General features: G+C 47.7%; 11 protein-coding genes. All 11 read right to left on the bottom strand.

What is annotated here, in order from left to right:
- Positions 1 to 1,389 (bottom strand): oxygen-independent coproporphyrinogen III oxidase, encoded by a 1,389-nt coding sequence (hemN, locus tag F9K33_09855; protein ID KAB2879266.1) that lies wholly within the window; start codon positions 1,387 to 1,389, stop codon positions 1 to 3.
- A 41-nt stretch (positions 1,390 to 1,430) separates the two neighbouring features.
- Positions 1,431 to 2,501, bottom strand: coding sequence for a uroporphyrinogen decarboxylase (locus F9K33_09850; GenBank protein ID KAB2879265.1), 1,071 nt, complete (start codon positions 2,499 to 2,501; stop codon positions 1,431 to 1,433).
- Positions 2,488 to 3,285 carry a uroporphyrinogen-III synthase gene (locus F9K33_09845; GenBank protein ID KAB2879264.1) on the bottom strand — a complete coding sequence of 266 codons (798 nt, stop codon included), beginning with the start codon at positions 3,283 to 3,285 and terminating at the stop codon, positions 2,488 to 2,490. The genes F9K33_09850 and F9K33_09845 overlap by 14 nt, the downstream gene beginning before the upstream one ends.
- The gene (gene hemC / locus F9K33_09840) at positions 3,263 to 4,225 is read right to left on the bottom strand and encodes a hydroxymethylbilane synthase (GenBank protein KAB2879263.1); all 963 of its coding nucleotides are present in this window, start codon (positions 4,223 to 4,225) and stop codon (positions 3,263 to 3,265) included. Before hemC ends, F9K33_09845 begins: the two co-directional genes overlap by 23 nt.
- A 3-nt stretch (positions 4,226 to 4,228) precedes the next feature.
- Entirely contained in the window at positions 4,229 to 5,491 is a 1,263-nt protein-coding gene (locus F9K33_09835) for a glutamyl-tRNA reductase (GenBank protein ID KAB2879262.1), read from the bottom strand.
- A 247-nt stretch (positions 5,492 to 5,738) separates the two neighbouring features.
- Positions 5,739 to 6,641: a pirin family protein gene (locus tag F9K33_09830; protein ID KAB2879261.1), complete on the bottom strand. Its 903-nt coding sequence runs from the start codon at positions 6,639 to 6,641 to the stop codon at positions 5,739 to 5,741.
- A 69-nt stretch (positions 6,642 to 6,710) separates the two neighbouring features.
- Positions 6,711 to 7,301: a hypothetical protein gene (locus tag F9K33_09825; GenBank protein ID KAB2879260.1), complete on the bottom strand. Its 591-nt coding sequence runs from the start codon at positions 7,299 to 7,301 to the stop codon at positions 6,711 to 6,713.
- Positions 7,302 to 7,364: 63 nt separating this feature from the next.
- Positions 7,365 to 7,778: a hypothetical protein gene (locus tag F9K33_09820; GenBank protein KAB2879259.1), complete on the bottom strand. Its 414-nt coding sequence runs from the start codon at positions 7,776 to 7,778 to the stop codon at positions 7,365 to 7,367.
- A gap of 45 nt (positions 7,779 to 7,823) precedes the next feature.
- Positions 7,824 to 9,182, bottom strand: a complete 1,359-nt coding sequence (locus tag F9K33_09815) for a saccharopine dehydrogenase (GenBank protein ID KAB2879258.1) — start codon at positions 9,180 to 9,182, stop codon at positions 7,824 to 7,826.
- Entirely contained in the window at positions 9,179 to 10,396 is a 1,218-nt protein-coding gene (locus F9K33_09810) for a hypothetical protein (GenBank protein ID KAB2879257.1), read from the bottom strand. The genes F9K33_09815 and F9K33_09810 overlap by 4 nt, the downstream gene beginning before the upstream one ends.
- 561 nt (positions 10,397 to 10,957) lie before the next feature.
- The gene (locus F9K33_09805) at positions 10,958 to 11,452 is read right to left on the bottom strand and encodes a hypothetical protein (GenBank protein KAB2879256.1); all 495 of its coding nucleotides are present in this window, start codon (positions 11,450 to 11,452) and stop codon (positions 10,958 to 10,960) included.
- Positions 11,453 to 11,465 lie beyond the last annotated feature (13 nt).

Genomic DNA, 11,465 nt, shown 5'->3' with positions numbered 1-11,465 from the left:
TTATACCGTTTTTGAAAATACCGGTTTTTCTTTCATCATTTTTTCAATATGCGCATCAAAGCACATTGCAATATTTCGTATGACGAGACGCCCAAGGCCGTGAACCGATATCTTTGAATCTCCAATGGACACGAGGCCGTCATCAATAAATTCTTTTAATTTGATCAAAGCATCATAGAAATAATCTTCAAAGGTGATATCAAATTGTTTTTCGATAGCGGCCGAATCCAGTTCAAGATCGCACATTAATCCCATGATCACCGCTTTACGGATATGGTCATCCGCCGTCATGCGGTATCCCGCATGGGTTGCCGGTTTTCCGGCATCAATTAATTGATAATATTCGGCGATTCCTTTTGTATTTTGCTGATACGATTGGTTGAATTGGCCGATGGCAGACATACCGAACCCGTAAAGGTCACAGCCTGCTTTGGTCGAATAACCTTGAAAATTTCTGTACAACGTATGTTCACGCTGCGCCTGCGCCATCTCATCGTCGTATTTGGCAAAATGATCCATGCCGATATTCCAATAACCTGCGGCGATCAGTTTTTCTATGGTCATCTTGAATATTTCGAGCTTGAGTTCCGGCGAAGGCATGGTTTCTTCCAGCAACAGTTTTTGGTGTTTTTTCAACCAAGGTACATGAGCGTAGTTAAATACGGCAATTCGGTCCGGGTTTATGTCCAGTACGATATCAACCGTCTTTTCGAACGATGCCAGCGTTTGAAAAGGAAGTCCGTAGATCAGGTCAAGATTAATACTTTTGAACCCCAGTTGACGGCACCAGCTAACGGCATCGCGGGTGATCGATTCAGGTTGTACGCGGTTTACCGCTTTCTGCACCTGAGGATCAAAATCCTGCACACCCATGCTGGCACGGTTAAATCCGCTTTCACGAAACGCCTGCATATGATCGAACATTAACTCACGCGGATCCAGTTCCACTCCCGCTTCGATGTCTTCCGAATAATTGAAACGCGACCTGGTAAATTCACCAAGATGCCGAATTTCTTCCGGTGTCAGATACGAAGGCGTTCCTCCGCCCCAGTGAAGCTGGGAAACTCGCCGGTTCTCCGCAATCATCGGCGCGATCATATCAATTTCTTTTTCAAGATATGAATTGTATTGACTGATTTGCGATCGGCTCCTCGTCACGAGCATCGTGCATCCGCAGAAGTAACATAACGTATCACAAAACGGATGATGAAAATAAAGCGAGAGGTCTGCGGCGGCGCCTGATGCATTGGTTTTTTGAATTTCATCTAGATACGACTGCGGTCCGAAAGCGGTTGAGAAAACGGGCGCCGGCGGATAGCTGGTATACCTAGGCCCTTGCCGGCTGTATTTCCGCAAGAGGTTGAGATCAATGTGATCAAATTGTTTCATGATTTTCCTTAAAGCCGCCTCAGGCAGCAAAGATTCCGTTTTTATGTATGATAGGCAGGGCTCAGCCGCTTCACCGCATCCACAAATGCACGAACGTTATCCACCGGCGTATCCGGAAGAATACCATGGCCCAGATTAAAAATATGTCCCGCGCCGTGTCCGTAATACTGCAGAATAGATGATACGGCGTCTTCAATTCGCGGTATCGGCGCATACAACATAGTTGGATCAAGATTTCCCTGGATAGCGGCTCGGCCTGAAACTCTTTCCCTCGCTACGCGCATGTCGGTCGTCCAGTCGATCCCGATCACATCCGCGCCGGTGCCGATAATTTCCTCCAGCGCTTGCCCGCAATCTTTGCAGAAAACAATCACAGGAACGCCGGTGGTTCTAACCGAGGATACAATGCGCGTTATGTACGGCAAAGAAAATTCGCGAAAATCCTCGCGCGACAATATTCCGCCCCAAGTATCGAATATCTGAACGGCTTGAGCGCCGGATTCTATTTGCGCCTTAAGATAAGCAATGACCGCCTTGGTTAATTTATCAAGCAATCGGTGAATATCTGCCGGCTGAGTAAACATCCACTCTTTGATGTACCGAAAATTTTTTGAACCCTGTCCTTCGACCATGTATGTGGCGAGTGTCCATGGTGCGCCGGAAAATCCGATCAGCGGCACTCGGCCGTTCAGGCATCGCCTGGTCACATGCAGTGCGTCCAACACGTACTTTAAGTCTGAGTACGGATCGGGTTGTTGTAATCTTTCGATCGCAGCGCGGGTACGGAGCGGAGATGGAAACTTTGGCCCGCCCTTATTTTCTTCCACGATAAGTTCCATCCCCATTGCTTCAGGAATGACGAGTATATCTGAAAAAATTATTGCAGCGTCTACGCCGATGATATCCACCGGCTGCACGGTCACTTCTGCGGCAAGTTCCGGTGTTTTACACAATGTCAAAAAATCCACCTTCGAACGTACAGCACGGTATTCCGGCAAATACCGCCCCGCCTGGCGCATGAACCATACCGGCGTGCGGCTCACCGGTTCGCGGCGGCATGCTTTCAAAAAAAGGTGGTCCGTTCCGTTATTATTTTTTTTATGATCGGTCACGATAATAATTCTCCATCGTTTTAATCAGGTTTTTTGAATCGGGTGTTTCAGCAACGATATCCGGGAATAATCCAAGGCTGCGCGCTGCCGCTGCCGTCGTCGTTCCAATCGCCGCAATGGCGCATCCTTCTACATAAGACTGCGGAATCAGATCGAGAAAATGTTTAATGCCGGAAGGACTAAAAAAAGCGATGGCGTTAATATGTTTATTTTTCAACTCCTTTATCACTTGATCCGTATTATCAGGTTTATACGGCAGCGTTTGGTATACCACAACTTGCGTCACGCCGACGCCGACGTCTGATAACCTGACCTTCACTGTATCTCCCGTCAAGTTACCGCACGGAAAAAGAATTTTTCCTTTCACTCGCCGCGCGAGTTCCTCCGCCAACACCTCTGCGTTCTGCGCCTGATTAAAACACAATGCCGGCAAACCAAATGAATCTGCGACGGCCATAGTTTTTTCACCGACGGCATAGGCCGTGCAGTTTTGCAGTTTTTGTATCAGATGGGGAAATACCTCTTTCACATGCTCAACAAAAAAACGAACGCCGTTGGCGCTGGTGAATATTAAAGCATCCCATAAATCAAGATTGTCCAACGCATCATCACATGCTGTCCAATCTTCAGCGGGGTTTATTGATATTGTCGGAAAGAGGACAACTTCAGCGCCTGCATGTTGTAAAAGGGAAATGATTTCATTCGACTGGTCTGCGGGGCGGGTAACCAGTATTCGTTTACCGGCTAATCCTGCATGGTTATTATGAACGGGCATCGTTTTCATCGGCTGCCCTGATTTCTGCTAAAATAGCATCGGCTCCCTGCTTCCGAAGCATATCGGCCAGTTTTTCTCCAAGAGCCTGCGCATTCGACGGCGGGCCTTCGATCCGGTTACGAATCATTCTTTGGCCGTCGAGTGAACCTACCACGGCATCCATGCGGAGTATGTCTTTGTCCTGGCGGGCATACGCGCCAATCGGAACCTGACAACCCCCTTCGAGTTTCCGTAACAACGACCGTTCCGCAGTGATGGCCCGGCGCGTTGCCGTATCTTCAAGCGGCTGAATGAGCGATGCCAATATATGATCGTCCTCCCGAATTTCAACTGCCAATGCGCCCTGGCCGACGGCCGGCAACATTATTTCCAAATCAAGAATTTCTGTGACCAATTCATCCCAGCCCAACCGGGTCACGCCTGCTCGCGCGAGCAGCATGCCGTCCCAATCTGATTCTTCTAATTTTTTTCGCCGGGTATTCAGATTCCCGCGAATGTCCACAGTAACAATATCCGGCCGGTAATACAGTAACTGGCTTTTGCGACGCAGGCTTCCGGTCGCAATCCTACCGCCGTTTTTTACCTCATCCAAAGTATTATACGATTTGCCCGGGTGACTTATAAATACGTCGCGAACATCTTCCCGCTGTGTAACGAGACCGATAGTAAGTCCATCGGCTAACACGGTGGGAAGGTCTTTCATGCTGTGAACGGCCAGATCAATTTTGTTGTCCAGCATTGCTTTTTCGATTTCCTTTGTGAAAAGACCTTTGTCGCCAATGGTGGAAAGCGGTGAGTCTAAAATGATGTCGCCGGTTGTCTTGATAATAATTTTTTCGATCCGAAGGCCGGGATTAATACGCAGGAGTTCACTGCTTATATAATCAGTTTGCCATAGAGCCAAGGCACTGCCGCGAGTGCCAATACGGATATGATTTTTATTCGCCATCGTTCAGTTCCTGCCCGACCGGTTCAACTCGAACAGTTTACGCAGTGAATTTTCATGCTGATGCTGAAGTTCTGATCCCGCATCGTGTTTTAGGTTAACCATCGGCTTATGCAGAAGTTTGTTCACGATACGGCGCGTGATGAGTTCAACTAATTCTCTTTCCGGCTCATCAAACCGGTGCCGGTATTTAGTAACTTCGTTCTGGCGAATATCTTCAAAAAGCGTGTTGAGTTCAAAAATAGTTGGGCCAATCTGATGAACATTTTCCCACGCGTCAAATTCTGCCCATTCCTCGTCGATGATACGTTCTACTTTTTTTACTTCGGCAAGGCGCTGAAGGCGATTGTGCTCTACAATCTCCGACAAGGCATCCATATCCCATAACCGGATATTGGTGACGCCGCTCGCGTCGGGGGCAATATTTCGCGGCAGCCCGATATCGACGATATATAAAGTGCGACCCGGTCGCTGCATCATTATTTTTTCGAGCATAGATCGCGTAATAATCGGCGATACGCAGTCCACCGCAGTCACTACTATATCGGATTTTGCTACGGCGGTGGGCAACTCATCGAACGGAACATACGTTCCGCCGGTTTCTTCAATGATGGAATCTACTTTAGAGGCCGTCCGGTTGGCAAGATACAATTGGCCGATACCTTTAGCGGTCAGGTGTTTAGCTGTCAAACGTCCTGTTTTTCCAGCGCCGATGAGCAAGGCTGTTTTATTTTCAAGAGAACCGAGACTGCGCTGCAGCAATTCAACGGCAGCATAGCTGACGGAAACGGTTCCTTCAGAGATCGATGTTTCTCTGCGTGATCGTTTACCGATACGGCAAGTGGACTGTTTCAGACGTTTCAGAAATGGGCCTTCGGCGCACAAAGACATTGACGCGTGAAAGGCATCCTTAATCTGACACAGAATTTGTATGTCGCCTGTTACCATCGAATCGGCGCCGGACGCCACAGAAAATAAGTGGCGAACGGCCTCTTCGTTACGGTAATAGAAAAAATATTTCCTGTCTATATCAGAAGCGTTTTTGAATTGGAGTAACGCTGAAATGATTTCATCGGGGGTCGTATCGGTTTTTTTTGTAATTCCGTAGATTTCCGTACGATTGCATGTGGTGACAATCAGGCATTCCTTGAAATATTTTTCCTGCAAAACAGGGATGAGGAATTCTCTCTCCTCTTTCGATATGCAAGCGCGTTCTCGTAATTCCAGCGTTGCTGACTTGTGATTGATTCCGACGACGAGTAAATTCATAATATTTAATGGTAAAGTATTACGCAATTTCACCGTCAATCTAGGGTAAAATCAAAATCTTGTCAATGATACCACACCATGTTTTAGCTTATTTTACAAGAATATTACATTTACATTTTTCTTATGGCTTCAATGGTTTCTTGTGATTTTTGAACGAGATGTAGGGGAGCCTGAGTCTGCATTCGGCTTGCGCATTGCGGAGAGTTGATTAAACTCTTATAAGCGGAGAAACCCTATGCTGGGTATATCATTTTTTTATAAAAGTCCCATTTCGCAGCTCCGTTACCGCCTGATGTAATTCATCCTGAGTATTCATCACAATGGGTCCGTGCCATGCAACGGGTTCCTGCAGCGGCCTGCCTGAAACGAGCAGAAAGCGGATTCCCTGCTCCCCCGCCTGCACTGTGACTTCGTCACCGCGATCAAATAAAACCAGCGAGCGATTGGCAGCCATGAGTAATTCAGCTTCGCGTCCGGAGCCCACCACTTCGGTTGGAACAGCCCTAGGGTCGGATGCATCGCGAAAATTACCGGAGCCTTCGAAAACGTACGCAAAGGCATGATGATCCAATTCAACTTTTAATGTTTTGCGTTTCCCGGGCGGAACGGAAACATCAAGATACCGTGGATCGGCTGCAATACCGTCTACCGGCCCGGTTTTCCCCCAGAAATTTCCGATGATAACGCGCACGGCCGTACCGTCGTCTTCCGTCAATTCAGGTATGTCGCGAGAAATCACATCCTGATAGCGCGGCTTTGTCATTTTATGCGCGGCCGGAAGATTAGCCCAGAGCTGAAAACCGTGCATGCGTCCGCGTTCATCGCCTTTCGGCATTTCCTGGTGAAGTATTCCGCTGCCGGCTGTCATCCACTGCACGTCGCCGGCGCCCAATGTTCCCACATTTCCCAAACTATCGCCGTGGCTGACCTCGCCTGCAAGAACATACGTGATGGTCTCAATTCCTCTGTGCGGATGCCATGGAAATCCGGCCATATAATCTTCAGGATTTTCATTGCGAAAATCATCGAACAATAAAAACGGATCATAATCCTCCGTATCACCGAAACCGAATGCGCGACGTAATTTAACCCCAGCGCCTTCCATCGTGGGCCTGGATTGAATAATATGCTTAACGGGCCGAATTGACATAATACCTCACTTTTTGTTTGGTTGTAATACTTCAACCCATTTTAGGGGGCAATATTCCGAGCGAAAATCTCAGAGAACTGAAGTCCTGCCGTGCGTAGCATCCACGAGGATTTTTGTGAGAGCTTCGGATTGAATTTTTCTGATCTTGACGCTGAGCATGAGAAGAGGTTCGCTCACGGTTTGAATAATTTTGCCGCGATGGTCGGCGATGAGACGCGATACGACCTCAAGATCGTCGTGGGAAATCTGGAATTGAAGAACGTCGTATAAAATGCGCGTTACAACTTTTGAACGACGGAGCGCGTTGAGTCCGGCATCGCGGTAAGCCTGATCTGACGGGCCTTTACCGGATGTGTCCTGAGCCTCTCGCATCACAACGAGAACAGAATTAGTGATTTCCTGGGATTCCAAAATATCCAGAATGACCGGGCCGAAATGGCCGGAACCTTTTGAGTCGGTAACCCTGTTGGGTTCCAGTCCGATACGCATGGCATAGACAAAATCGAGCACGTCCGGATATTCCTCTTTAAGACGTGAAATAAAATTCTCTGCTTTTTCAGCAGTATCAGCAGGAGCAATAACGGCAATGAAACGCGATCCACGATCTGTAATCGTTGCTTCGGCGCGCGCTTCTATAGTTTTAAATTCGTCGGTGAACATTACGTTACCTTAATGAACTGGCATGTCTTCGATCTCTTTAACTAAAAAGCAACCAGTGTTTATTCACTTCTTGATTTTCATCTCCGTCGTCGGAAGATAGACGGTATACTTTTCTCCGTCCGATGTGTAAAAATCAAAATTCCCACCGATACTCGGTACGCCGCCTTGTCCTCCAAAAAAATCGATGGAAGTACAAGTCACTTCGCCGCTAAGCCTATTCCAGGTATATTCTCCGCTAACGAACTTCGTCGGCACGCCGGGTTCCAGTGTAAACCGGATAATCAGCGAATCGCGCGAAACGGTATCAACAAAAGTCAAAACGGCATGTGCATGGTACCCTTCACGTGTACCGGCAAGCGAACTCAGCTCCAGCGACAGCGGCATTTTGCCCGTTTCAGAGATGCGCGAAACTGCGGCCTCTTTCTTTGCGACGCAAGCCGATAAAATAAGCAGTAAAAATAAATATTTTGAACTCATGTTTTCCGTCTAATATGCCGAAAATCGATTCTCATCAACGTAAGTCTATAACTCGGTAACAACTTCATCAAATTTGATCCCCTGAATTTGCAATTCCCGCAACACGAGTTCATAAATCGCAGGATGGGTTGGAATCTGACAGCCGCGCAAAGGAATTTTTCCGGTGAGCAATAATTTCGTAGTTATAGCTACCGGCAGTCCGACTGTTTTTGCTATGGCAGTTTCGCCGCCCGGAATACCGTAATTGACCATGGTGGACGTGATAAGTTCCTTGCGCAGTTTGGGGTCGCGGTATTCAACTTCGAGTTCGTGCCGCAGAATAACCATATCGCGACCTTTGGCCGGCATTCGTAATTTATTTTTTATCAGATGAATCATCACATCCGCAACGGTATTTGCATCGATGCCTATCACATCGCGGCTGAAAAGGCCAAGCCATTTCAGGTTGGACATGATACGTCCCGTCGGATTGATTCCAAGATAATTCGCCACGCGTTGCTCCAGGCTCGTGCCTCCGACGTCGGCGGGCACAAACATTTCCGTCATGTCGCGATAAGTCATCTCGTTCAGGCGCGCCATGTGCAGCGATTCGTTGGCGAGTCCGAGGAACACAACCTGCTGCCATGTTTCACTCCAACCGGGAAAACGCAGAGTGCCGCGGATGATGGTCTTTACTTTTGCCAGGCCTAGTGCGGCCTCATAGGATAGCGAATCGCGGTTAGGATATGCTTCAAAACTGCCCAGCCCGTCGATGTCCACACTCCACGTGCGCTGAAAAAGCTGATGAAACGGCAGCATTTTTACTTTGCCGTTCTCTTTGTACACCGCGCCATCCTCTCCTGCCATGAGCACGTTGCGCGGATTCCACGTAATCACATAACGCAGCGGATTGGTATCCACTTCCTGTGCCGGCAGTCCGCTACCGTAGGATTTAAAACTGGTTATGATACCGCCATTGGAATGCACCCTGTTGATCAGCGACATGCCGGACATGTGATCGATACCTGGATCCAGTCCAAGTTCGTTAATGATCGCCAAGTTACGGCGATGCGCTTCGGTATCCAAAGCCCGCACTTTGGGATCTTCGTAAGATGCGGATAGCATATGCGCTCCGTTGCTGAGGCAATCAACCGCAATCATCTGCTGAAAAGGACGGGTCAGCATATTGATCACCACGGCCGACTTGGCAATGAGAGCCGTTCGTGTCGCGGCGTCGTTGACGTCCAACCGCACACCCTGACTGCGAGGATGGCCGTTCAGTCTTTGTTTCACCAGTGATTCATCGCGGTCTGCAACAATAATAAACCAATCGTGTTCCTCCGCATGATTGAGCAGGTAGGCAATCAATGACGAAGTACTTTGTCCTGCTCCCAGAATAAGTATAGTTTTTGTTTTCGACTTCATTTTAGATTTTCCTTATCAATAAATTTTTGGAGATGCTCATATCGGGGCGCTAGAATTCCGTTGTGAACGATCAGCGCGCGCCCCCACGATTCCGGAAGGTGTAACTGATCCAGCGGTTGTGTGAAGTCAATGTTTGCGAGAGTCGGCACCCACGGCAAAAGAAAATCGCCAAATGCCTTCGACGCTTCAAGTGGCAGTTCGGTCGGCAGCTTATCTACGGCCAGGATCACGGGTCCGGCGCCTTCCCAGCCGTCACGAATTGTTTCTGATGCCGGCTCGTATACAAAAACTGGGTTGTCGGCGTTGGTTTCTTTGACAGTCAGTTCGATTGATCCGTCCACATCGCAGGTAATATCTGCAATTATGCGCAACCGAGGATTCTGCGCGGATGGAAACCAGCGGCGCATGAAACCCTTGGTCAGAAGCCGTGGGAAGCGCGGTTCCCAGTAAATACCGTTGACGATCATTGTCAGATGAGGTACATAACGTTCAAAGACACATGAAAATGCCGAAGGTTCTTTCAGGAAGTGATCCGCATCGAACGTGTCCCCGCGCTGCACAGGTTCATATAGATCGGGTTTGCTGAATACAACCTTATAGACGCATGTATTGGAAAATTTGCCGCGCCGCATAAACGATTCCAGATCGGACGCTGCGATCGTTTCAACCGGCAGGATATCAAATAACGACTGCGCAGATTTGGAAACGTGTCCGTAGCCGGTGAATCCACACACGAATGGCACAAGACGTGCATCCAACCCATCCTGACGAATTTGAGCAGCGGTCACACCAAGCGCTTCACGTATCTCAGATAGGCCGGTGTATTCCGTGGCGTAACGAATGTGCGAAAACGGATTGTTCATACCTTCATGATCCAGACGCCGGCCAAGCGCCCATAGGCCGTCTACCATACCGGCATATCCTGCATAATCGCCAAAATAAATCAAGCGGCGGCCCTGTTCGTCGGTGACCATTTCGTAATCGAGCAACGTAATCCCTCGATCCATAATCGTCTGCAGCATCATCATATTGTAAGACTGGCCTTTAACCGTATGGGAGAAAAAACAATACGTCTGCCCGTGAGCCAGATATTCCGGCGCAATCTCCTTTACTCCGAAAATTATATTACATGATTCTTGGTGATCGGACACTTCGGCGCCTGCGACGCGGTATTCTTCATCGGCAAAATACCCGGCGTTCCCACGGTTCAACAACGACCTTTATTCCGTGATCAGAAACAAGGCGACGAACCTGATCCGGTGAAAGAGGCGCTCGGCTCTGGGTTTTGTCTTTGGTCTCACGTCGTATTCCAATACATTTCAGCATATCAGTTCCTTCTTAATCATGTGAAAACAATATTAAATTATAACTATTTTGTTTTATAAATCAAAACATCATCGTATTAAAAATTAATTTAACGCAAATATAAATTAAAAAGATCGAACGGTTTTTATGAATGGCAAGATACCACAGTGAAAAAATTCTGCTTATCAAAATATTCGATTAGAGTGACGCCGATTAAATGTGTGACAAGATTTTTGTAATTAGATAGCTAGGATAGATACGTAGCAAGTAAAGCAAACACATAACACGAGGTATATGATGATCAATTCATCCCATTCATTCCCAAGTAGCTGAACCGACATGAGTCGCCATGTTCCGCCTTGCTTCTCATTCAACATCTGCTACAGGAAAATAAGGTGCAATTCGAAGTAATTGACCGGAATGTTGGGTCGACATAAGGCATCTCTGTGAAATATGATTGGATACATAGATTATTTCATTTTCGTATACCCGATCCTCCACTGCAGCGTCCATGTGTTACCGCCATCTTCGGATTTTTCCCAGTCCCAGGTAAACGACTGCGGTTTGATATCGTAAAACAACATGCGCTGTATATACTTTTTGTCGTTAACTTCCTTGACCTTGGTTTTGAATATTTTCTTATCGCCGATCACCTCTCCTTCAAGATCAAAATAGCCGCCCTGATTGTCCGCCCACGCCTGGTGCCATTTTTTTTGCGTGGGATTAAAAACAGAAATGCTGGTGCCTTTGAATCCTGCTTCATCCGCAAAGTTCTCCTGGATCACTTTTTCGTCCAGGATCTTCACGATCTTATTGGCGCCTTTGCCGACTGTCCCGTTGCCGTTATCCCATGTTGCACTCCATTCGCCGACCCAAAAGTCGAAGGTTGATGAATCCATAACAGTTTGCGCTTTCAAGTTAAGATTAGAAACCAGTATAGATAACGCGATCAATAGCCATTTCATTATGTCCTCCTTC

The sequence above is a fragment of the bacterium genome (assembly GCA_008933615.1).
GTDB lineage: Bacteria > CLD3 > CLD3 > SB21 > SB21 > SB21.
The sequence above is the reverse complement of the archived record's forward strand: the minus strand, read 5'-3'. Positions and strand labels throughout refer to the sequence as shown.

Coding starts and splice junctions, on each gene's coding strand:
- F9K33_09820 (KAB2879259.1), bottom strand. CDS start 7,778: ATGAGTTCAAAATATTTATTTTTACTGCTTATTTTATCGGCTTGCGTC.
- F9K33_09815 (KAB2879258.1), bottom strand. CDS start 9,182: ATGAAGTCGAAAACAAAAACTATACTTATTCTGGGAGCAGGACAAAGT.
- F9K33_09825 (KAB2879260.1), bottom strand. CDS start 7,301: ATGTTCACCGACGAATTTAAAACTATAGAAGCGCGCGCCGAAGCAACG.
- hemN (KAB2879266.1), bottom strand. CDS start 1,389: ATGAAACAATTTGATCACATTGATCTCAACCTCTTGCGGAAATACAGC.
- F9K33_09835 (KAB2879262.1), bottom strand. CDS start 5,491: ATGAATTTACTCGTCGTCGGAATCAATCACAAGTCAGCAACGCTGGAA.
- F9K33_09830 (KAB2879261.1), bottom strand. CDS start 6,641: ATGTCAATTCGGCCCGTTAAGCATATTATTCAATCCAGGCCCACGATG.
- hemC (KAB2879263.1), bottom strand. CDS start 4,225: ATGGCGAATAAAAATCATATCCGTATTGGCACTCGCGGCAGTGCCTTG.
- F9K33_09845 (KAB2879264.1), bottom strand. CDS start 3,285: ATGAAAACGATGCCCGTTCATAATAACCATGCAGGATTAGCCGGTAAA.
- F9K33_09805 (KAB2879256.1), bottom strand. CDS start 11,452: ATGAAATGGCTATTGATCGCGTTATCTATACTGGTTTCTAATCTTAAC.